Source organism: Sphingomonas sp. GC_Shp_3, from assembly GCF_026540945.1.
Taxonomy (GTDB): Bacteria; Pseudomonadota; Alphaproteobacteria; order Sphingomonadales; family Sphingomonadaceae; genus Sphingomonas.
Map to the genome: position 1 here is coordinate 410821 of NZ_JALNUT010000001.1, position 18892 is coordinate 429712.

The 18892-nt window shown below is 65.1% G+C and carries 27 protein-coding genes and 1 other RNA gene; 16 read left to right on the forward strand and 12 right to left on the reverse strand.

Annotation, left to right across the window (positions count from 1 at the left end; translation table 11 throughout):
• Positions 1–35: 35 nt before the first annotated feature.
• Positions 36–983 (reverse strand): RluA family pseudouridine synthase, encoded by a 948-nt coding sequence (locus tag OXR00_RS02010; RefSeq protein ID WP_267386361.1) that lies wholly within the window; start codon positions 981–983, stop codon positions 36–38.
• Positions 984–1003: 20 nt separating this feature from the next.
• Between OXR00_RS02010 and OXR00_RS02015 the strand changes: the two genes are divergently transcribed.
• The 13 genes from OXR00_RS02015 to OXR00_RS02075 all read left to right on the forward strand — a co-directional run bounded on the left by OXR00_RS02015 (position 1004) and on the right by OXR00_RS02075 (position 10482).
• The gene (locus tag OXR00_RS02015) at positions 1004–1411 is read left to right on the forward strand and encodes a M67 family metallopeptidase (protein ID WP_267387117.1); all 408 of its coding nucleotides are present in this window, start codon (positions 1004–1006) and stop codon (positions 1409–1411) included.
• Positions 1411–2094, forward strand: a complete 684-nt coding sequence (locus OXR00_RS02020) for a lysozyme inhibitor LprI family protein (protein WP_346731983.1) — start codon at positions 1411–1413, stop codon at positions 2092–2094. Before OXR00_RS02015 ends, OXR00_RS02020 begins: the two co-directional genes overlap by 1 nt.
• Before the next feature lie 69 nt (positions 2095–2163).
• Entirely contained in the window at positions 2164–2808 is a 645-nt protein-coding gene (locus OXR00_RS02025) for a histidine phosphotransferase family protein (RefSeq protein ID WP_242146247.1), read from the forward strand.
• 54 nt (positions 2809–2862) lie between these two features.
• Positions 2863–5163 carry a chemotaxis protein CheW gene (locus OXR00_RS02030; RefSeq protein WP_267386363.1) on the forward strand — a complete coding sequence of 767 codons (2301 nt, stop codon included), beginning with the start codon at positions 2863–2865 and terminating at the stop codon, positions 5161–5163.
• Positions 5163–5588, forward strand: a complete 426-nt coding sequence (locus OXR00_RS02035; RefSeq protein ID WP_267386364.1) for a chemotaxis protein CheW — start codon at positions 5163–5165, stop codon at positions 5586–5588. The genes OXR00_RS02030 and OXR00_RS02035 overlap by 1 nt, the downstream gene beginning before the upstream one ends.
• A 70-nt stretch (positions 5589–5658) precedes the next feature.
• Positions 5659–6024, forward strand: coding sequence for a response regulator (locus OXR00_RS02040; RefSeq protein WP_242146250.1), 366 nt, complete (start codon positions 5659–5661; stop codon positions 6022–6024).
• A 14-nt stretch (positions 6025–6038) separates the two neighbouring features.
• A complete protein-coding gene (gene cheB / locus OXR00_RS02045) occupies positions 6039–7103 on the forward strand; it encodes a chemotaxis-specific protein-glutamate methyltransferase CheB (protein WP_267386365.1) in 1065 nt (354 codons plus the stop codon).
• The gene (locus OXR00_RS02050) at positions 7100–7957 is read left to right on the forward strand and encodes a protein-glutamate O-methyltransferase CheR (protein ID WP_267386366.1); all 858 of its coding nucleotides are present in this window, start codon (positions 7100–7102) and stop codon (positions 7955–7957) included. Before cheB ends, OXR00_RS02050 begins: the two co-directional genes overlap by 4 nt.
• A 45-nt stretch (positions 7958–8002) precedes the next feature.
• Positions 8003–8692, forward strand: coding sequence for an N-acetylmuramoyl-L-alanine amidase (locus OXR00_RS02055; protein ID WP_267386367.1), 690 nt, complete (start codon positions 8003–8005; stop codon positions 8690–8692).
• Positions 8693–8702: 10 nt separating this feature from the next.
• Positions 8703–9087: RNase P RNA component class A (gene rnpB, locus OXR00_RS02060), an RNA gene on the forward strand.
• 80 nt (positions 9088–9167) lie between these two features.
• Complete coding sequence (locus OXR00_RS02065; RefSeq protein ID WP_267386368.1) at positions 9168–9710, forward strand: J domain-containing protein; 543 nt, start codon at positions 9168–9170, stop codon at positions 9708–9710.
• Positions 9707–10057, forward strand: a complete 351-nt coding sequence (locus OXR00_RS02070) for a hypothetical protein (protein ID WP_267386369.1) — start codon at positions 9707–9709, stop codon at positions 10055–10057. The genes OXR00_RS02065 and OXR00_RS02070 overlap by 4 nt, the downstream gene beginning before the upstream one ends.
• A gap of 5 nt (positions 10058–10062) precedes the next feature.
• Positions 10063–10482 (forward strand): hypothetical protein, encoded by a 420-nt coding sequence (locus tag OXR00_RS02075; protein ID WP_267386370.1) that lies wholly within the window; start codon positions 10063–10065, stop codon positions 10480–10482.
• Between the two features lie 4 nt (positions 10483–10486).
• On the opposite strand, the gene OXR00_RS02080 is transcribed toward OXR00_RS02075, so the two are convergent.
• The 8 genes from OXR00_RS02080 to pspA form a co-directional block, all read right to left on the reverse strand.
• Positions 10487–10897 (reverse strand): SufE family protein, encoded by a 411-nt coding sequence (locus OXR00_RS02080; RefSeq protein WP_267386372.1) that lies wholly within the window; start codon positions 10895–10897, stop codon positions 10487–10489.
• A 172-nt stretch (positions 10898–11069) separates the two neighbouring features.
• On the reverse strand, positions 11070–11312 hold the full coding sequence (locus OXR00_RS02085; protein WP_267386373.1) for a hypothetical protein: 243 nt from the start codon (positions 11310–11312) through the stop codon (positions 11070–11072).
• 26 nt (positions 11313–11338) lie between these two features.
• Positions 11339–11608 (reverse strand): hypothetical protein, encoded by a 270-nt coding sequence (locus OXR00_RS02090; RefSeq protein WP_267386374.1) that lies wholly within the window; start codon positions 11606–11608, stop codon positions 11339–11341.
• Between the two features lie 28 nt (positions 11609–11636).
• Positions 11637–11762: a hypothetical protein gene (locus OXR00_RS02095; protein ID WP_267386376.1), complete on the reverse strand. Its 126-nt coding sequence runs from the start codon at positions 11760–11762 to the stop codon at positions 11637–11639.
• Positions 11763–11845: 83 nt separating this feature from the next.
• Complete coding sequence (locus tag OXR00_RS02100) at positions 11846–12142, reverse strand: hypothetical protein (RefSeq protein ID WP_267386377.1); 297 nt, start codon at positions 12140–12142, stop codon at positions 11846–11848.
• A 28-nt stretch (positions 12143–12170) separates the two neighbouring features.
• A complete protein-coding gene (pspC, locus tag OXR00_RS02105) occupies positions 12171–12551 on the reverse strand; it encodes an envelope stress response membrane protein PspC (protein ID WP_242146262.1) in 381 nt (126 codons plus the stop codon).
• A gap of 3 nt (positions 12552–12554) precedes the next feature.
• The gene (gene pspB / locus OXR00_RS02110) at positions 12555–12827 is read right to left on the reverse strand and encodes an envelope stress response membrane protein PspB (protein ID WP_242146263.1); all 273 of its coding nucleotides are present in this window, start codon (positions 12825–12827) and stop codon (positions 12555–12557) included.
• A 1-nt stretch (position 12828) separates the two neighbouring features.
• Complete coding sequence (gene pspA / locus OXR00_RS02115; protein WP_267386378.1) at positions 12829–13497, reverse strand: phage shock protein PspA; 669 nt, start codon at positions 13495–13497, stop codon at positions 12829–12831.
• Positions 13498–13665: 168 nt separating this feature from the next.
• On the opposite strand from pspA, the gene pspF reads away from it, so the two are divergent.
• From pspF to OXR00_RS02130, 3 genes are all read left to right on the forward strand, one after another.
• A complete protein-coding gene (pspF, locus tag OXR00_RS02120; RefSeq protein WP_267386379.1) occupies positions 13666–14688 on the forward strand; it encodes a phage shock protein operon transcriptional activator in 1023 nt (340 codons plus the stop codon).
• Positions 14689–14784: 96 nt separating this feature from the next.
• Complete coding sequence (locus OXR00_RS02125; RefSeq protein WP_267386380.1) at positions 14785–15396, forward strand: superoxide dismutase; 612 nt, start codon at positions 14785–14787, stop codon at positions 15394–15396.
• Positions 15397–15511: 115 nt separating this feature from the next.
• Positions 15512–15907, forward strand: a complete 396-nt coding sequence (locus OXR00_RS02130) for a hypothetical protein (RefSeq protein WP_267386381.1) — start codon at positions 15512–15514, stop codon at positions 15905–15907.
• 11 nt (positions 15908–15918) lie between these two features.
• Here the strand turns inward: OXR00_RS02130 and OXR00_RS02135 are convergent, their stop codons facing one another.
• Genes OXR00_RS02135 through mtaB form a run of 3 tightly spaced genes read right to left on the reverse strand, consistent with a single transcriptional unit; the run spans position 15919 to position 18852 of the window.
• Positions 15919–16578, reverse strand: coding sequence for an inner membrane-spanning protein YciB (locus OXR00_RS02135; RefSeq protein ID WP_346731974.1), 660 nt, complete (start codon positions 16576–16578; stop codon positions 15919–15921).
• Positions 16571–17512, reverse strand: a complete 942-nt coding sequence (gene ftsY / locus OXR00_RS02140; RefSeq protein ID WP_267386383.1) for a signal recognition particle-docking protein FtsY — start codon at positions 17510–17512, stop codon at positions 16571–16573. Before ftsY ends, OXR00_RS02135 begins: the two co-directional genes overlap by 8 nt.
• Complete coding sequence (gene mtaB, locus OXR00_RS02145) at positions 17509–18852, reverse strand: tRNA (N(6)-L-threonylcarbamoyladenosine(37)-C(2))-methylthiotransferase MtaB (RefSeq protein WP_267386384.1); 1344 nt, start codon at positions 18850–18852, stop codon at positions 17509–17511. Before mtaB ends, ftsY begins: the two co-directional genes overlap by 4 nt.
• Between the last annotated feature and the right edge of the window lie 40 nt (positions 18853–18892).

The following is an 18892-nucleotide window of genomic DNA, read 5'->3' on the forward strand; positions in this document are numbered from 1 at the left end:
GCGTCCCGAGTACCGTGGCGACGCGCATACGAAACCTATACGTTAAGACTATCGAACAGTTCCTGCATGTCCGACGGCATTTCGCTATCAAATGCCAAAGCGTTGCTTTCTAGCGGGTGAATGAACCCGAGCCTTGCGGCGTGCAACGCCTGCCGGCGGAAATCCAACATTTCCAGAACATGCCGGTGAACCTTTTTTGTTCTACCATAGACCGGGTCGCCCAACAAGGGATGATCGATCGATGCCATGTGCACGCGCACCTGATGGGTGCGCCCCGTTTCCAGTCGACATTCGACCAGCGCGGCGTCGCGCAGCCGAGCGAGCGTGCTGAAATGCGTGACCGCGCGTTTGCCGCCTGACACGATCGCGACCTTCTTGCGGTTCTGCGGGCTCCGCGCGAGCGGGGCGTCGACCTTGCCTTCGCTCGGGGTCGGACGGCCACCGACGATCGCCTTGTAGCGCCGGTCGATGCTGTGCGCGGCGAACTGCTTCGCCAGCCCCTCATGCGCACGATCGGTCTTGGCGGCGACCATCAGGCCGGAGGTGTCCTTGTCGATGCGGTGGACGATGCCCGGCCGCGCCACGCCACCGATCCCCGACAGCCGCCCCGCGCAATGGTGGAGCAGCGCGTTGACCAGCGTGCCGTCGAGATTGCCCGCCGCCGGATGCACGACCAGCCCGGCCTGCTTGTCGATGACGATCAGGTGGTCGTCCTCGAACACGATGTTGAGCGCAATGTCCTGCGGTTCGTTATGCGCCGGGCGCGGGGCGGGGACGTTGACGCGGTAGAGGCCGCCCGGCGCCGCCTTGCTGGCCGGATCGCGGCGCAGCACGCCGGCCTCGTCGGTCACCTCGCCGGTCGAGATCAGCGCCTTCAGCCGCTCGCGCGAGATCGTCGGCAACGCATCGGCCAGCGCCCGGTCGAGCCGTAGCCCTTCAGCGTCGGCGACGCGCGCTTCGATAGTGGAAACCCCCCGGTCCATAGAGTAAGAAATTGGGCGTTATGTTGGAGATTTCAAGCGCTGCACTGCAACGTATTGTCGCCGATGCGGCTGTCGACCCCACGCGAGAGCGATGCGGGATCTTGTTCGGCGGCGACAATCGGATCGCCGACGCCTCGGTCTGCGCCAACGTCGCGGCCGATCCGGCGCGTACGTTCGAGATCGACCCCGTCGCGCTGTTCGCGGCATTGCGTGCCGAACGAGCAAGCGGTGCGACGATCGTCGGCTATTGGCATTCGCATCCCAGCGGCGACGTGCGGCCGTCCGCTACCGATGCGGCGATGGCGGCGCCGGACGGCAAGATCTGGCTAATCGTCAGCGGCGCTACCATCGGCATGTGGCGGGCGGGAAACCGGGCGGGCGCGGTGCGTTTCGATGCTATACCGTACCGGGTGGGAGAGATCACGTGATGCGTTCGAAGATGATCGCGCTGATGATGGTGGTGCCCTTCGTGGTCCTTCTCGGCAGCGCGGCCATCGGGCAACATGCGTCGTCCGCTGCCAACTGCGCGCGCGCTATGAGCGCCACGGAGAAGATGATCTGCGGCAATGCGCGGCTAGTGGAGGGCGATGCAGGGCTCGCGACTGTCTACAGCCGCTTGATCCAGCATAGCACGCCATCCCAGCAAGCCGTGGTCCGTAACGGGCAACGCGTCTGGCTGGCGCGACGGGACCAGTGTCGCGACACGACATGCCTGCGGAACCTGTACGATGCCCGCACCACCGCTCTGTATCCGCAACTCGAAGCGCGCGATGCGGTCTTGCGGCGCGGGGTCGCGCGGATCGGACAATGCGCCGTCGCCAAGATCGACCAGATCGGCCCGCGTCTGGGCGATGGCAGCGACCTGAACAGTCGCCCCGACGCAACCGGCACCAGCGTCAGCTTCACCAACGGCGTGCATCAGGTGTCGTATGATCTTGAAAAGCCGGTCGCACGCTCGCGGATCGGCGATCCGGCGAAGGTGTGCCTAGTGTCGATCCCGCGCAACTGCCCGCCCGGTGACGATCGCGGGCGGCAGTATGCCGTCACCAACCTGCGCACCGGCGAACACTGGCAGCTGTACGATTCTCAGCATATGTGCGGCGGCGCCTGATACACGCACACGACTTGCGGCAACGCCGCCGCTACGCCAAAGAGGCCCGACACGCGGGAGCCTTGTCCTTTGACTATCAACGCCGTCGACTTCGCCAGCCTGCTGTGCTCGCGCCTTTGCCATGATCTGCTTAGCCCGGTGGGCGCGCTCAACAACGGGCTCGAACTGCTCGCGGACGAGCATGATCCCGACATGCGTGCGCGCTGTCTGGAACTGCTTAGTGAGAGCGCGAAAGCATCCGCCAACAAGCTGAAGTTTTTCCGACTGGCGTTCGGTGCGGCGGGCGGTTTCGGCGAGACGATCGATTCGCGTGAGGCGCGCGCCGCGATCGAGGGGCTGTTCGGCGATACCCACCGGGTGAAGCTCGGCTGGTTGGTCGAAGACCCGAGCCTTCCAAAATCCGGCATCAAGGTGCTGCTCAACCTCGCGCTGATCGCGGGCGACGCGTTGATCCGAGGCGGGCAACTCGATGTCGGCGCGGAATGCGTCGGCAAGCAGATGGAGATCGTAGTGCGTGCCGATGGCCCGCGCATCGTGCTCGACAACGAACTGCGCACCGCGTTGACCGGCGTCGGCGCGGTCGCCGCGATCACACCGCGTGCGGCGGCGGCGTATCTGGTCCAGTCGATCGTGGCCGAGGGCAAGGGGTCCATCCAGGTGTCCGACCCCGAAGATCCGGTGCTGCTGTTCGGCGCCACCCTGACGGTAGCGTAAACCCAGCTTTAACGGCTAGTCCTGCAAAGAGGCCCTCGCGCACGCCGAGGGCACATGGACGATCTTCTTCAGGAATTCATCGCAGAAACGCGCGAGACGCTGGAAGCGCTTTCCGGTGAGATCGTTGCGTGGGAATCGGCTCCGGCCGATCGCGAACGGCTCGATGCGATCTTTCGCTTCGTCCACACCGTCAAAGGGAGCTGTGGCTTCCTCGATCTGCCACGTCTCAGCCGGCTTAGCCATGCCGCCGAGGATGTGCTGGCGGCGGTCCGGTCCGGCGAACGCACGCCCGACACACGGCTGGTCAACGCCGTGCTCGCGATCGTCGATCGTATCGGTGAGATCGTGGAAGCGATCGACGGTGGCATCGCGCTGGACGACGGCGGCGAGGAACTGCTGATCGCCGCCCTCGACAAGGGCGCTGAAGCGGCGGCGCCTGCAACGATCGCGCCGGTGCCCCGCACCGCGCCGACGCGCAGTGTACGCCTCAACGTCGACCTGCTCGATCGCATGATGAGCGGCATGTCCGACATGGTGCTGGCGCGTAATGAACTTGCGCGGCGTTTACGCGACGAGGGTGCCGATCCAGCGATCGAAGCGGCGCTCGAACGGCTTTCCGCCACCGTTGCCGAAATGCGTGACACGGTGACGCGCACGCGCATGCAGAAGATCGATGCATTGTTTTCCGCACTGCCGCGCATGGTGCGGGATACCGCCGCCGAACTTGGCAAGTCGGTGACGCTGCATGTCGAGGGAAGCGACGTCGAACTCGATCGCGAGATGATCGAGATGATGCGCGACCCGCTCGTCCATATCGTCCGTAACGCGATCGATCACGGGATCGAGGCGCCTGCCGCGCGTCGCGCCGCAGGCAAGCGCGAAAATGGTAGGCTGACCGTGTCCGCGCGCCAGTCGGGCAACCAGATCATCGTCGTGATCGAGGATGATGGCGCCGGCATCGACACCGCCGCGCTAGTCGCAAAGGCCGCACGCAGCGGTAGCCGCACGGATGCGGAACTCCGCGAGATGAGCGATCGTGCGAAGCTCGATCTTGTGTTCGAGGCAGGCGTCTCCACCAAGGACACCGTCACGTCAGTGTCGGGGCGTGGCGTCGGCATGGACGTGGTGCGCGCCAACGTCGAACAGATCGGCGGGCGCATCGATCTCACCAACGTGCCCGGCAAGGGTCTTTCGATCGCGATCCACGTGCCGCTCACGCTGTCGATCATCGCCGCGATCGGCGTCAGCGCCGGCGATCAGCGTTTCGCGATCTCACGGCAAGCGATCGAGGAGATCGTTTCTGTGCAGGGCGAGTCGATCCGCATCGATCTGCTCGGCAGCACGCAGGTCGCCACGGTCCGCGACCGACGGATGCCGCTAGTCGATCTCGCTGGCCTGCTGGGTATTGTACGGGAACGCCAGGCGGGCAAGCTCGCCATCCTCAGCATCCCCGGCGGCAGCTTCGCGCTGGCGGTGGACGACGTGCTCGATCACGAGGAATTGGTCATCAAGCCGGCCGCGCCTGCGGTGATGGCGACCGGCGTCTACGCCGGCCAAACCCTTCCTGATACCGGCGTGCCGATGCTGCTGCTGGATTGCGCGGGCATCGCGGCGCACGCCGGTATCCGCTTCTGGCGCGAGACCGTGACGGAAGACGCCGAAGCGCAGGCCGAGACGAACGCCGCATCCGCGTTGTTGTTCGACGATTTGGACGGGGCACGCCGTTTGGTGGCGCTCGCCGCGATCGACCGGATCGAACCGGTATCGACACGTGCGATCCGCTATTCGGCCGGGCGTTTGCGCCTCTCGCTGGACGACCGCATCATCCCGCTTGTCGCGCACGGTGATTGGGCTGACCGTGCACAGGTCCACATCCTGCGCCTGCGCGACGGCAACAGCGAGGTTGGCTATGCGATTGGCGATGCAATCGACATCGTCGATCTGCCCGAGGTGGTGATGCCCGCGAGCGTGCCTGGCCCAATCGCAGGCGTGGCCGCGATCGACGGCCAGCAAATCGAGGTGCTCGACCTGTTCTGGCTGTTTAGTGAGCATGGCACCCTGCCGCAGCATGCCGCGCCGCCGCTATGCCTGCTCGACGGCAGTGAAACGGCGTGGATGACGAGCTTCCTCAAGCCGGTGCTGGAGAGTGCCGGCTACCGGGTCGCCACCACGTTGAAGGGCGCCGACCGCCCCGATGTGGTGCTGACGATGGACGCTACCGTACTTGCGGTCGGCACATCGGTGCCGGTCGTCCGGCTACGCCGCGAGCGCGATGGTGCGGCTTCGGGCACTGTGTACCGATATGACCGTGAGGGATTGCTCGCGGCACTCAACCTTTCCAGCGGAGCCCGGTGATGAGTGGCCTGTTCCTGATCGCCCACCTCGCCGGGCGTGCCGTGGCAATCGACTCGGCCCAGGTCGACTCGGTCGTCGATATCGGCACGATCGTGCCGGTGCCGCGCGCCGATGCGCAGGTACGCGGGCTCGCCGCGCTGCGCAGCCGGGTGGTTACGGTAATCGATCCGCGCGCGGCGATCGGCGTCGGCGAAAGCGTCGGCAATCGCGCGGTCATCACCCGGATCGACGGGCATCATTACGCCATTCTGGTCGACACGCTGGAAGACGTGGCACCGTTCGACTTCCGCCCGCTCGCATCCGGCGTCGTGCTGGACGGCGCGTGGAGCAGCATCGGCTACGGCACCGTGGAAATGGATGGAGAGCCGATCCTGGCCGTCGATCTGCGGGCTTTGGTACCGTGCGCAACTCCGGTCACCGCCTGAGGGCGCAATTAACCGGACTCGAAGGTTTTTGCGCCAAAACGGACATGTAAAGCGTAAAACGGGGTCAATAATGAAAACCTGCCTGGTCGTCGATGATTCGAAGGTGATCCGCAAGGTCGCGCGGCACATCCTGGAAACACTCAATTTCAGGGTCACCGAGGCTGGGGATGGCCGTCAGGCGCTCGACAGTTGCCTGGAGTCGGTGCCCGACGTGGTGCTGCTCGATTGGAACATGCCGGTAATGAGCGGGATGGACTTCCTGCGCGCGTTGCGCGATTCGAGCGTCGCACGTCGCCCTAAGGTGGTTTTCTGCACGACCGAGAACGGGATGGCTCATATCCGTGCCGCAATCGAGGCGGGGGCCGACGAATATGTCATGAAGCCGTTCGACCGCGAGACGTTGGAAAGCAAGCTGCAAATCGTCGGCATGGCCTGAGCGGAGTTTCATCGGTGCCACCCGTCAGCGCCATCGCGCGGCCGAGCGTTGCCGATGCGCCTCCCACGCGAATCCTGATCGTCGATGATTCCGCGGTCGCGCGGGCGGTAATCGGCCGTGCCATCGAAGCCGACCCGCGCTTCAAGGTGGTCGGCGCGGTTCCGCACACGGCCGCTGCGCTTTGTTTTTTGAAAACCAATCGCGCCGACGCGCTGGTCCTCGATATCGAGATGCCCGGGGTGAGTGGTTTGGCGGCGCTGCCGTCGTTGATTGCGGAAGGACAGGGCGCCAAGGTGCTGATCGTGTCTTCCTCCGCCGGTGATGGCGCGTCGACAACCATCGAGGCGCTGGCGCTGGGTGCAGCCGACACTTTGGTCAAGCCGGCGGTCGGTGGCTTTGCCGGTCGGTTCTCCGTCGATCTGGTCGAGAAACTGGGGCGGCTCTGCACCGGCGAGCGAGCCGTCGACCCGGTTCGCGCCGCGCCACCGCGTTTGGCAGCCGGTGGTTTCGACATCGTCGGGATCGGTGCTTCGACCGGGGGCATCCACGCGCTCAAACTCATTCTCACCGAACTGCCGGCGAGCTTTACCGTACCGATCCTCATTACCCAGCACCTGCCGGAATCGTTCATGCCCTATTTTGCAGCGCAGGTCGCCGTGCTCGCGAACCGGCCGTGCGTCGTCGCCGAGAACAGGATGCGGATTCGCGCCGGCCACGTATACGTGGCGCCCGGTGATGCCCACATGCGTATCGTGAGTGCAGGGGATGGCGCGGCGGTTCGGCTGATAGACAAAGCCGCGCCGAGCGGATGCATGCCTTCGGTTGATCCGATGCTGGAGTCGCTCGCCGAGGTGTATGGCGCCCGCGCGCTTGCCATCGTGCTCAGTGGCATGGGCCGCGACGGCAGCGCTGGCGCGGCCCAGATCGCCCATGCCGGCGGTGCGGTGGTCGTGCAGGATCGTGAAAGCTCCGTGGTCTGGGGTATGCCCGGTGCGGTCGCTCGGTCGGGATCTGCGCACGCTATCCTGCCACCCGCTGAGATTGCGAAGCTTATCATCACCGGACGGAGACCGTCATGATGCCGCCAAAGGCCGCCTCGCCGGCACGTGGGGCGTTGAACCTTCTGGCGTCTTTGCTGGAAGCGCGTACCGGTCAGCAGATCGGCCACGACCGCGCGTGGCGGATCGAAAGTGCGTTGAAACCGCTGATGCGCGAGCGGGGTTACGAGACGATCGAGGCGCTGGCCGCTGCGACGGCCGGAGCCAGCGAACTTGCCACGGCCGCCGTGAATGCGATGCTGAACCACGAAAGCTCGTTCTTCCGCGATGGTCAGGTCTTCGACGTGGTCGCGGAGGCGGCGCGCGACTATCGTGCTGCCGCGGTCGGTCACCGTCGCCGGCTGCGCGTCTGGTCGGCCGGCTGCTCGACCGGGCAGGAGCCGGTGTCACTGGCGATTACGCTCGCCGAAACCGCGACGGGTTTCGACGAGGATGCGGCGGAAATCATCGCGACGGACGTGTCCGACGTGGCGCTCGCGCGAGCACGATCTGGCATCTACTCGCAATTCGAGATCCAACGTGGGCTGTCCATTCGCCGCATGATCGGCTGGTTTGAGCCACATGGTAACGAATGGGCGGTCAAGCGCGATCTGCTGCGCCATCTTCAGTATCGCCGTATGAACCTCGTCGCTGATCCGCTGCCCGGCGGACGCTTCGATATCGTTCTGTGCCGCAACGTTCTGCTGTATCTATCACCGGATTCGCGCCGTCTGGTGCTCGAACGGATCGCGTCGACGCTGCGGGCGGACGGACTGCTCGTGCTCGGCGCGGGCGAGACAGTGATAGGGCAGAGCGACTGCTTCCGGCCAAGCGCGCGCTACCGGGGCCTGTATGAGTTGGCGAACGCCGCCAGACCGGGTATCGCTGCTGCCTGATCCGCCTGCGCCGTACCCGCGTGGGGGGCGTGTGCAGGAGACAGCATGACGATCATCGAGACGGCGTCCCCCAATTTCGACGAGCGCACGCTGCCGGTCACCATGATCGTTCTCCACTATACTGGCATGGTCGATGCGGCGTCCGCGTTGGAGCGGCTGTGCGATCCCGCCGCCAAGGTGTCGGCACATTATCTGATTGACGAGGATGGCACGGTTCATCGCCTTGTCGCCGAGGACAAGCGCGCCTGGCACGCCGGTGCATCGTGCTGGCGGCGGATCGAGGACGTCAACAGCGCATCCGTCGGCATCGAACTGGTCAACCCGGGGCACGAGCATGGGTACCGTGACTTTGCCGAGCCGCAGGTCGATGCGCTGGTCGGGTTGGTGGCGGAGATCAAGGAACGCCATGGCATCACACGCGGTAACGTCGTCGGCCATTCCGACATCGCGCCGACGCGCAAGCAGGATCCGGGCGAGTTGTTCCCCTGGCACCGCCTTGCCCGGCTGCGGCTTGCGCTGCCGCGCCCGACCCGCAACCTGCTGGACCCGATGTGGACCGACGCCGGCTTCCTGATCGCATTGGAACGCTTTGGTTATGACGTGAAGGACAAGCTCGCGGCGGTGGTTGCCTTCCAGCGCCGCTACCGCCCGGAGCTGATCGACGGCGAGATCGACGGCGAATGTCGCAGCATCCTGCTCGCTTTGTTGTTGCCGAAACCGCAGGGCGACGACTAAGGCAGCTCCACCAGAGGGTCGGGCGGCCGCGTCATGTGCTTGTTGCATGCCGAGGAAAGTCCGGGCTCCGCGAAACGACGGTGCCGGGTAACGCCCGGCGGGGGCGACCCCAGGGACAGTGCCACAGAGAGCAAACCGCCGATGGGCCGCGCGCAAGCGGGGCGACAGGCAAGGGTGAAAGGGTGCGGTAAAAGCGCACCGCGCCTCCGGTAACGGCAGGCGGCAAGGCAAACCCCACCGGGAGCAAGACCGAATAGGGACGGCATATGGGCATCGTTTCTGCTCGTCGTCCGGGTTGGTTGCTTGAGGCGGCGTGCAAACGTCGCCCTAGAGGAATGGTCGCCTATCCCTTGCAAGAGGGTGGACAGAACCCGGCTTACAGACCCTCTGGTACTTTCACGCGCGTCAACTCAAAATCTGCGGCTCGGCCATTCGGGCATGGCATTGCCGTGCCCGTGTGCCTAAATGGACGGCTATGGCGCGTGCGACGAGACAAGACGATTGGGGCTTCCCCCGCTGGCGGGCCTATGGCGAATCCAGCCGTGAGACGGCGAAGGTGCGCCTGTGCGACCGGCATGGCTGTACCGAACCCGGCAACTGCCCGGCGCCCAAATCGCCCAACAGTCCGGATCGCTGGTATTTCTGCCAGGAACATGCCGGCGAGTACAATCGCGGCTGGAATTACTTCGAGGGGTTGAGCGCGGAGGAGGCGGCCGATCGCGAGGCGGCGGAAACGCGCACGGCGGACGGCTACACGACCTCCCGCCATCAGCAATGGGCCGGCTCGGGCGACGGCACGCGTTCGCGCGACGAACTGCGCGCGCTGGAGGTGCTCGGCCTCGACGTCGATGCCGAGTTCGAGGCGGTCCGGCTGGCCTGGCGGAGACTCGCCAAGCAGAACCACCCGGACGTCCGCCCCGGCGACAAGGATGCGGCCACGCGGTTTCAGGCGATCCAGGCAGCTTACGACGTGATCCGTGTCGCCGAGGAACATCGCCAATGGAAACCCGAGGCATGAAGACGGTTCGCTCGGACTGGTCGCACACGCTGATGATCTGCGCGAAATGCACCAAGAAGATTGGCGGTGGGTTCGGTGCCAAAGGAAAGCATCCACTCGCCAAGGTCCTGCGCAAGGAGCTCGGGCTAAAATTCGGTCGCAAGGCAGTGATGGGGATCGTCGAGGTCAAATGCCTCAAGGTTTGCCCCAAGAACGCGGTGACGGTGGTGGACAGTCGCGACGTGCATGAATGGAAGATCGTCGCGGCAGGTGTATCGACTGCAGCGGCCATTAAAGAGTTGGAACTGAACGCGTCAGCGCCCGTTCAGAGTGATTGGACTAACGTGCCGGAACCCTTCGGAGAATAGTCGAGATGCGTGCAATCCAGTGTCTTACCGTCTTCGCCGCGATCGCCGCGATCGGCGCCACCGCCCCGCTGCAGGCGCGCGATCGGCTTAGCGGAGAGGCCAAGCTCGCCAAGATGATCGAGGGACGCACTGCCGGCAAACCGGTCGATTGCGTTCCGATCACGCAGATCCGCTCGACCGAGATTATCGATCACACCGCAATCGCCTACACCGCCAGCAATGGCACGATCTATGTGAATCGGCCGAGCGGTGCCAATTTCCTCGACGATGACGACATCCTCGTCAGTGAGCCATATAACGGTCAGGCGTGTCGCATCGACATCGTGCGGCTGATCGATCGCGGTTCGCGGATGCCGAGCGGCTCGGTCGGACTAAACGACTTTGTACCTTACTCTAAGCCGCCCAAGCCGCCGAAGGCGGGCTGACCGTTCAGCCGCCCGCATAGCGTTCGGCGGTTTCACGGATCAGCGCGATCATGTTGGGAATGCCTTGCGTACGGTTGGAGCTTAGCTGGTTCTTGAGATCGAACGGCGCGAGCGCAGCAGTGATGTCGGTTTCGTTTATCAATGTCGCGGGCTGGTCCTGCACCGTCAGCAGCACGAGTGCGATGATGCCCTTGGTGATCGCGGCATTCGAATCGGCAAGAAAGTGGAGCGTGCCGTCGTCACGCCGCATCGGATAGACCCACACCGACGCGGAGCAGCCGCGCACCAGCGTCGCATCGGTCTTGAGCGGATCGGGCATCGGCTCAAGCGTTTTGCCAAGGTCGATCAGCAGGCGATATCGGTCGTCCTGATCGAGGAAGCTATATTCGTCTTGCAGGTCAGTAAGGGTGGTCATGGCGTAGCGCGGTAACGGTCTTGTAGCTACGCGTCCACTGATCCCGTTTGCGCCCACGGCAAAGGCCGGTGCCGAGTCGTGGCAGCCGCGTGAAGCGGCTGAGCGCTTCCAGACCGTGGCCATTCCAATCCTGCCCTGGCCCGGGACGGGAGCGCGGCGTGGCAACTCACAATCACAGGTCCACCCCGGCGGCGATCGCCTCGAGTTTGCGAATACGCTCCTTGAGATCTGCGATCTCGATGCGCGCGCTTGCGTTGGGCAGCGTCAGGGCGGCGGGATCCCCGAAATGCTGTTGCAGTTCCTGCTGCTTCAGCGCGAGCCAGCCGCGCCAGCCGTTGAGCATCGCGTAGGTCAGCATCGCCAGCCCGGCGAGCGCGGTGGCGGCCATCGTGATGGCTAGGGTCGGGTCGGTCATGATCCCTGCTCCTGCGTTCATGAGGGTCACTTCGGGTCACGCAGGCGTTCGATCTCGCGATCGAGGCGGGCGCTGCTCGTGTCGTTGTCGGTGGCGAGGCGTTCGAGGACGGCGAGCCGTTCCTTCATGCCGCGCAGCTCGTCGCGCAGCCGCTCGTTTTCGGCGCGGGTAGCATTGTCGTCACGGAAAGCGACGCTCTCGCCGGGCTTGGAGTGGACCACCCCGAACCGCGCCATTGCGACGCGGCCGACGGTGATGACGACGATGATGGCAACGACCATCTCAAACGGATTCATGTGAAACTCCCCTCAACTTTTTGCGATGTTACTGTGCGATCGGCTGCCCGGCGAGCCGTTCCTTGCGGCGGCGCGGGCGATCGACGCTTTCGGTGGCGAACACGCCGATCGCGGTGAACGCGGCGAGGATGAGAAGAAAACCGGTGACGATCATAAGACAGACCTTTCCTGTCGGCGCGGCCGGTGGCCGCACGCGGGTGGATGTTCAGCGATGTAAAGGGTAGGTGGACGGGCGGCTCAGGGGAGCGCGCGCAACGCCTCAATTTCGCGGGAGGTGCGCTCGGCGGGGTCGGTGGCGATGCGTTCGAGCACCGCGATCCGCTCCTCCAGCCGGCTGATCTGCGCGGCCTGCCGGTCGTTGTCCTGCGACAGCAGATCGATGGTGCGCTGTGTGTTCGCGTCGATGCGAGAGACGGTGTTGCCTTTTTTGTCGGCGATCGGGTAGCCGTGCTTGGCGCGCACCCAGGTGGTGAAGGCCCAGCTGATCGGGCCGATAGTGATCGCCGCAACCGGCACGATCATACCCCATTCCATCGTTCTAATCCCTTTTTGGCTGGATCAATCAGCGCAGGCTGTCGATCTCGTCGGCGAGGCGGCTGTGGCGGCTGGTGTACATCGTCTCGATATCGGCGAGGCGACGGTCGATATCGCGAAACTTCGAGCGAACCTCGGCGGTCGATCGCGTCGGGTTAGTGCGGACGCCCTGCCAGAACTTCTCGTCCTCGGGGCTGTCGTACAGGCCGTAGGGCTTGGCATCGGCCATCCAGGCGACCAGCCCGTAGGCGAGCAGGGTCCACGGAAACCCGCCGACCACGGTCAGCACGACCAGGCCGACGCGGACGAGGGTGACGTCCATCCCCGTGTAGTCCGCGATCCCGGCACAAACGCCGAGCCATTTGCCGTTCGGTTTGTCGACGTAGAATTTGGTGCGGCTGGCGGTCATCGCTCAGTTCCTTTTGGCGAGGTCATAGGAAGGGCGCGGTTCGGCAGGGCTCATGCCGGGGCGCCAGTCGGGATTGTCGGCGGCGATGATCCGCTCCACCGTCTGCAACCGGTCTTCCAACCGGCGCGCGAGCAGGTGGAGCTCATCGAGCAACTTCTCGTCCTCGTTGGTGATCTTGGGTGCCTGCTTCCACTTGGTGACGTAGTGCAGGATCACCCACGGCGCGCCGACGAACAGCATGCCGCAGATCACGATGGGGAGGAAAACGTCCTCCATATCAGCCCTCCTTGCCCATGCGCGCCTTCAGCGCGGCGAGTTCGGCATCAACCTTGTCGGCGGATTTCAGCTCGGCGATCTCCTCCTCCAGCGTCTTCGGCGCGGCGCCGAAGCCGGCGGCATCAGCGCGCCCCTCGGCCATGTCGACGCGGCGATCGAGCATGTCGAAGCGCGAGAACGCCTCCTGCATCCGGGGCCCGTTGACCATCTCGCGCAGCTTGAAGCGGTTCTGCGCGCTTTCCAGCCGGGTGACGATCTGGTTCTGGCGGGTGCGGGCCTCGCGCAGCTTGGTCTGCAGCTTGTTGATGTCCTCCTCCGAAGCGCGCAGCGTCTCGTCGAGCAGGATGATCTCGTCGCCAAGCTGGCCGGCCATATCGGCGGCCTTCTGCTTCTCGACCAGCGCTGCCTTGGCGAGATCCTCACGGCCCTTCGACAGCGCCAGTTCGGCCTTCTCGGTCCAGCTGTCCTGTAACTTACCGAGCTTGTCGACGTGGCGGCGCATCTCCTTCTGGTCGGCGATGGTGCGCGCGGCGGAGGCGCGGACCTCGACCAGGGTCTCCTCCATCTCGAGGATGATCATGCGGATCATCTTCGCCGGGTCTTCCGCCTTGTCGAGCAGATCGGTAAAGTTGGCGGCGACGATGTCGCGGGTGCGGGAAAAGATACCCATCCAAAAAACTCCTTGGCTAAACGCGATACTCGGTGCGTACCCGAACAGCTTTGCAGGGTGCGTGCCAGTTTTGAAAATGGCGGATTTCCGACGTTCTTGTCATCGGTGTAGCAGCATGACCAAACAGCACACTTGCCAAGCCTTGGGATTTTACGCCAAGCCTTGGCAATGGAGCGAACTACTCAGGTCATCGGCCAGTCCGGCCCGTTTCTGGATGCGCTGGAACGCGCCAGCCGCGCCGCCGCGCTTGATCGCCCGGTGCTGGTGATCGGCGAACGCGGCACGGGCAAGGAACTGGTCGCGGAACGGCTGCATCGTCTCAGCCCGCGCTGGGATCAGCCGCTGGTGGTGATGAACTGCGCGGCGCTGCCGGAAACGCTGATCGAGGCCGAACTGTTCGGGCACGAGGCGGGCGCGTTCACCGGCGCGGCCAAAGCGCGGGTCGGCCGGTTCGAGGAGGCGCATGGCGGCACCTTGTTCCTCGACGAACTCGGCACGCTGTCGATGGCGGCGCAGGATCGACTGCTGCGCGCGGTCGAGTATGGCGAGGTGACGCGGATCGGCTCGTCGCGTCCGCTGCGGGTGAACGTGCGCATCGTCGCCGCTACCAACGAGCATTTGCCCGACAAGGTGGCGCGGCACCAGTTCCGCGCCGATCTGCTCGACCGGCTGTCGTTCGAGGTAGTGACCCTGCCGCCGCTGCGCGCACGGACCGGCGACGTGCCGGTGCTGGCGGAACATTACGGGCGGCGCATGGCGTCGGAAATGGGGCGGCTCGACTGGCCCGGCTTCTCGCGCGAGGCGATGGCGGAGCTGATCGCCTACGACTGGCCCGGCAACGTCCGCGAGTTGCGCAACGTGGTGGAGCGCGCCGTGTACCGCTGGGAACGCGACACACCGATCGACGCGATCGAGTTTGATCCGTTCCAGTCGCCACACCGCCCGCGAACGGTCGCGGGCGGGGCGCCCGTAGCGGCGGAAACCACCGCCACCGCAACGGCTCCCGCCGAGACGACGGACGAGCCCGGCGACTTCAAAAGCCGTACCGCCCGGTTCGAGCGCGACCTGCTCAAGAAGGCGATGGCGGAGCACCGCTTCAACCAGCGCGCCACCGCCGACGCGCTCGGCCTCAGCTACGACCAGTTGCGCCATGCGCTGAAACGACACGGGTTGATCTCGGCGGGCGGCTGACACGCGCTGCCGCAGGGAATCGGTTGCGTAACGAGTTCGGCGGACCCATTTGACCAGCCTGACGTTTGCCTATCCGAGTTTCCAAAGGAGAAGACCATGGCTTTCGAACTCCCCCCGCTCCCCTACGCCTACGACGCGCTGGAGCCGACGATCTCGAAAGAGACGATGACCTTCCACCACGACAAGCATCACGCCGCCTATACCAACAAGCTCAACGAGGGCGTCGCCGCCGACCCGAAGCTTGAGGGCAAGACGATCGAGGAGATTCTCGGCATGATCTCGTCGCTGCCGCCGCTGGTGCGCAACAATGGCGGCGGTTTCTGGAACCACGACTTCTTCTGGAAGATCATGGGTCCGGAAGGCACTACGCAGCCATCGGGCAAGCTCGCCGAAGCGATCGACGCCTACGGCGGCCTCGACAAGCTGAAGGAAGATTTCAATACCAAGGGTGCGGGCCAGTTCGGCTCGGGCTGGGCGTGGGTGATTGCCGACCAGAGCGGCGCGCTCAAGGTCGTCTCGACGCCGAACCAGGACAATCCGCTGATGGACGACGCTAAGGACAAGGGCGCGCCGATCCTCGGTAACGACGTGTGGGAACACGCCTATTACCTGACCTATATGAACGACCGCCCAGGCTATCTGAAGGCATGGTGGAACGTCGTGAACTGGGACGCCGCCGGCAAGCTCTACGAAGCCGCCGTCGCGTAAGTGTTGTGAGCCTCCCCTGCTTTCTGGGGGAGGCTCTTTCCCTTGTTCTCGGAAGTAGAGGCTGGAAAAAGTACGGCGACAGATCTACATCGTCACCATCGTCAGGAGAGTGGCTATGTTTCGCTATGGACTGTTCGCACTTGCGATGACCGGTTGCGCTGTTCCGGTCGCCGCGCAGCAACGTACCGACGCCGATGAAGCGTTTCGCGCTGGCGAAGCGCAGCGGGTAGAGGCTGCCACCTTTCCTGCGCTATCCTCGTCAATGAACACGCGGTCGTCGCGCGGGATCGCGATTGCGGTTGGTGGCACCGACGATGGCGATTGCTGGGCGGCGCGCAAGGGCAAGCGAGTGTCCGCCGATCAGGCCGGAGCGCTAGGCCCGATCGGACGTAGCCAGTCGTTCCTCGTTGTGGCGGAACGCGGCGCGCCTGCGGCTTGCCTTGGTCAGGCGGTCGCCGCGCTTCATGGCAAGGGCTATGCGAAGTTCCTGCCGCTTATTGCGCGAGATTAACGCAGCGAAGCTTAACCCTCGGGCGGTATCGGCGGCTTGTCATCGCTCAGCGTCAAACCGTGCTTCATCAGCATCGGCACGTTGGCGACCGCGAACAGCAGCGTGATGATGACGCAGCCAGGCATCTTGTACCAAACCCACGCGTTCCAGCCGGCGTCCTTGCCCCAGGCGGCGAGCGTACCGCGCCACACCGCTTCGTTGGCGATCGCCATCAGGATGAAGAACACCGCCCAGTTACGCGTCAGCTTGCGCCAGCCTGCCGCATCCAGCCCGGGGTAGGCGGTTTCGAGCAACTGCTGGAGCAGCGGTCGCCCGGTCATCCAGCCGAACAGCAGGATGCCGCCGAACAGCGCGTAGACGAACGTCGGCTTCATCTGGATGAACTGCTGATCGTGGAAATAGATCGTCAGCCCGCCGAACACGAGCACCAGCGCGCCGGTGATCCACAGCATCGGCGAGATCGAGCCGAGCTTGATCTGCGAGAATATCAGCGCGGCCACCTCGGCGATCATAAAGGCGATCGTCGCCGCGATTGCCTTGGCGACCACCGGGCCGGGCGCGAGGAAATTGACCGCGAAGAACACCGCGAGCGGGCCGTAATCCACCGCCATGCGCAGCATCGGCGCGTTGACGGGCGCTGAGGTATGTCTGGTAAAGGGATACTCAGCCACGGGTGCGTACTCCATCGACACCGGCAATAATACGCGACACTTCGTTAGGGTCGAATGGGCGCAGATCGCCCATACCTTCACCGACGCCGATCGCATGGATCGGCAGGCCGTATTTTTCCGCCGCCGCCACCAGGATGCCGCCGCGCGCCGAGCCGTCGAGCTTGGTCATGACGAGGCCGGTGACACCTGCCATCTCCTTGAACACCTCGATTTGGCTGAGCGCATTCTGGCCGGTGGTGGCGTCGAGCACCAGCACCACGTCATGCGGCGCGGCGGGGTTTAGCCGCCCCAGTACGCGGCGGATCTTGGACAGTTCGTCCATCAGCTCGCGCTTGTTCTGGAGGCGGCCGGCCGTGTCGACGATCAGCACGTCGGTGCCGATCTCGGTCGCCTGCTTCACCGCCTCGTAGACGATGCCGGCGGCGTCGCCGCCTTCCTTGCCGCGCACCAGCGGCACGCCGGCGCGCTCGGCCCAGGTGGCAAGCTGACCGATCGCGGCGGCGCGGAACGTGTCGCCCGCCGCCAGCATCACCGCGTAATCCTGCTCCTTCAGCCAGTGCGCGAGCTTGGCGATGGTGGTGGTCTTGCCCGAGCCGTTGACGCCGATGACGAGGATCACCTGCGGACGCGGAAACGCCTCGATCTCTAGCGGTTTGGCGACCGTTTCGAGCACCTTCTCGATTTCCTCTGCGACGGTCAGGCGGATGCCGAGATCCTCCATGTCGCGCTCGTAGATGCCCGCGGACAGCCGGTCGCGGATGCGCGCGGCGGTCTGCGGGCCGAGATCGGAGGCGATCAGCGCTTCCTCGATCTCGTCGAGCGTCTCGTTGTCGAGCGGTGCGGTGCCGAGGCCGACGAGATTGCCGATCAACCGATCAGAGGTGCGTTTGAAGCCGCCGAGCAGGCGCTCGTGCCAGCCGGGAGTGGTGCTCATGCGAAAACGTCTTTCTGTACCGTCCCCGGCGCAGACCGGGATACAGTTGCGGAGGTGGAGGTAACCGAGCGCGGCGCTTGGTCAGGGGCGTCCCCCGACCGGACCCCGACCTGCGCCGGGGATGCGATAAGGGTGGAGTCGTCTACACGGTCGATCATCACGCGTGCGACGCTGCCGACGTCCGTCGGGGGTATCCGCACCTCGGCGAAGTTGCCGGCGTGGCCACGATCGCCCGGCCGCTCGACCAGCACGTCCTGCGTCGTGCCGATCAGACCGCGCAGCCACGCCGCCTTGCGGGCTGCCGCCGCAGCGCGAAGCTCCGCCGCGCGTGCTTTGGCGATCGCGACCGGCACCTGCGGCATCCGCGCCGCCGGGGTGCCGGTGCGCGGGGAGTAGGGGAAGATGTGCGCATGGACGATATCGCAATCCTCGATCAGCGCACGCGTATTGGCGAACATCGCATCGTCTTCCGTGGGGAAGCCGGCGATCAGGTCGGCGCCGATCGCGATCTCCGGGCGCGCCGCCTTCAATCGCGCGACCAGCGCCACCGCCTGCGCGCGGCTATGGCGGCGTTTCATGCGCTTGAGGATCATGTCGTCGCCAGCCTGAAACGACAAATGGACATGCGGCATCACGCGCGGCTCATAGGCGATCAACTCGAACAGCAGATCGTCGATCTCCACTGAATCGAGTGACGACAGCCGCAGTCGCGCTAGCCCCGGCACGTATGCGAGGATCCGCTCGACCAGCATGCCCAGCGATGGCGCACCCGGCAGATCCGGGCCATAACTGGTGAGATCGACCCCGGTCAGCACCACCTCGCGATAGCCGGCATCGACCAGCGCGGCGATCCGGTCGATCACGCCGCCTGCCGGCACCGAGCGGCTGTTGCCGCGCCCGAACGGGATCGCACAGAAGGTGCAGCGGTGGTCGCAGCCGTTCTGCACCTCCACGAACGCGCGGGCGTGTGCGGCGAAGGCGCTGGCGAGATGCGGCGCCGTCTCGCGTACCTGCATGATGTCGCCGACGATGACGGGCGCGGCGGCTGCCCAGGCTGACGAGGTCAGCTTCTCGGCGTTGCCGATCACCCGGTCCACCTCGGCCATCGCGGCAAACCCGGCCGGGTCGATCTGCGCGGCGCATCCGGTCACGACGATCTCCGCACCCGGCCGCTCGCGGCGCGCGCGGCGGATCGCAGCGCGCGTTTCCGCGACGGCGGTGTTGGTGACGGCGCAACTGTTCACTACCACCAGGTCCTGCCCGGCCAGAAGCGTACGAATCGTCTCGCTCTCGGCGATGTTGAGCCGACAGCCGAGACTGATGACATGGGGATCAGCCATCAGCGTGGCCGGGGCGGTCGTTCATGCGGGTGATCTAGGG

Bases quoted from the DNA above. Each gene is read 5' to 3' on its own strand.
- OXR00_RS02010 (WP_267386361.1), bottom strand. From the start codon at position 983: ATGGACCGGGGGGTTTCCACTATCGAAGCGCGCGTCGCCGACGCTGAA.
- OXR00_RS02015 (WP_267387117.1), top strand. From the start codon at position 1,004: ATGTTGGAGATTTCAAGCGCTGCACTGCAACGTATTGTCGCCGATGCG.
- OXR00_RS02020 (WP_346731983.1), top strand. From the start codon at position 1,411: ATGCGTTCGAAGATGATCGCGCTGATGATGGTGGTGCCCTTCGTGGTC.
- OXR00_RS02030 (WP_267386363.1), top strand. From the start codon at position 2,863: ATGGACGATCTTCTTCAGGAATTCATCGCAGAAACGCGCGAGACGCTG.
- OXR00_RS02035 (WP_267386364.1), top strand. From the start codon at position 5,163: ATGAGTGGCCTGTTCCTGATCGCCCACCTCGCCGGGCGTGCCGTGGCA.
- OXR00_RS02040 (WP_242146250.1), top strand. From the start codon at position 5,659: ATGAAAACCTGCCTGGTCGTCGATGATTCGAAGGTGATCCGCAAGGTC.
- OXR00_RS02050 (WP_267386366.1), top strand. From the start codon at position 7,100: ATGATGCCGCCAAAGGCCGCCTCGCCGGCACGTGGGGCGTTGAACCTT.
- OXR00_RS02055 (WP_267386367.1), top strand. From the start codon at position 8,003: ATGACGATCATCGAGACGGCGTCCCCCAATTTCGACGAGCGCACGCTG.
- OXR00_RS02065 (WP_267386368.1), top strand. From the start codon at position 9,168: ATGGCGCGTGCGACGAGACAAGACGATTGGGGCTTCCCCCGCTGGCGG.
- OXR00_RS02070 (WP_267386369.1), top strand. From the start codon at position 9,707: ATGAAGACGGTTCGCTCGGACTGGTCGCACACGCTGATGATCTGCGCG.
- OXR00_RS02075 (WP_267386370.1), top strand. From the start codon at position 10,063: ATGCGTGCAATCCAGTGTCTTACCGTCTTCGCCGCGATCGCCGCGATC.
- OXR00_RS02080 (WP_267386372.1), bottom strand. From the start codon at position 10,897: ATGACCACCCTTACTGACCTGCAAGACGAATATAGCTTCCTCGATCAG.
- OXR00_RS02085 (WP_267386373.1), bottom strand. From the start codon at position 11,312: ATGACCGACCCGACCCTAGCCATCACGATGGCCGCCACCGCGCTCGCC.
- OXR00_RS02090 (WP_267386374.1), bottom strand. From the start codon at position 11,608: ATGAATCCGTTTGAGATGGTCGTTGCCATCATCGTCGTCATCACCGTC.
- OXR00_RS02095 (WP_267386376.1), bottom strand. From the start codon at position 11,762: ATGATCGTCACCGGTTTTCTTCTCATCCTCGCCGCGTTCACCGCGATC.
- OXR00_RS02100 (WP_267386377.1), bottom strand. From the start codon at position 12,142: ATGGAATGGGGTATGATCGTGCCGGTTGCGGCGATCACTATCGGCCCG.
- pspC (WP_242146262.1), bottom strand. From the start codon at position 12,551: ATGACCGCCAGCCGCACCAAATTCTACGTCGACAAACCGAACGGCAAA.
- pspB (WP_242146263.1), bottom strand. From the start codon at position 12,827: ATGGAGGACGTTTTCCTCCCCATCGTGATCTGCGGCATGCTGTTCGTC.
- pspA (WP_267386378.1), bottom strand. From the start codon at position 13,497: ATGGGTATCTTTTCCCGCACCCGCGACATCGTCGCCGCCAACTTTACC.
- pspF (WP_267386379.1), top strand. From the start codon at position 13,666: ATGGAGCGAACTACTCAGGTCATCGGCCAGTCCGGCCCGTTTCTGGAT.
- OXR00_RS02125 (WP_267386380.1), top strand. From the start codon at position 14,785: ATGGCTTTCGAACTCCCCCCGCTCCCCTACGCCTACGACGCGCTGGAG.
- OXR00_RS02130 (WP_267386381.1), top strand. From the start codon at position 15,512: ATGTTTCGCTATGGACTGTTCGCACTTGCGATGACCGGTTGCGCTGTT.
- ftsY (WP_267386383.1), bottom strand. From the start codon at position 17,512: ATGAGCACCACTCCCGGCTGGCACGAGCGCCTGCTCGGCGGCTTCAAA.
- mtaB (WP_267386384.1), bottom strand. From the start codon at position 18,852: ATGGCTGATCCCCATGTCATCAGTCTCGGCTGTCGGCTCAACATCGCC.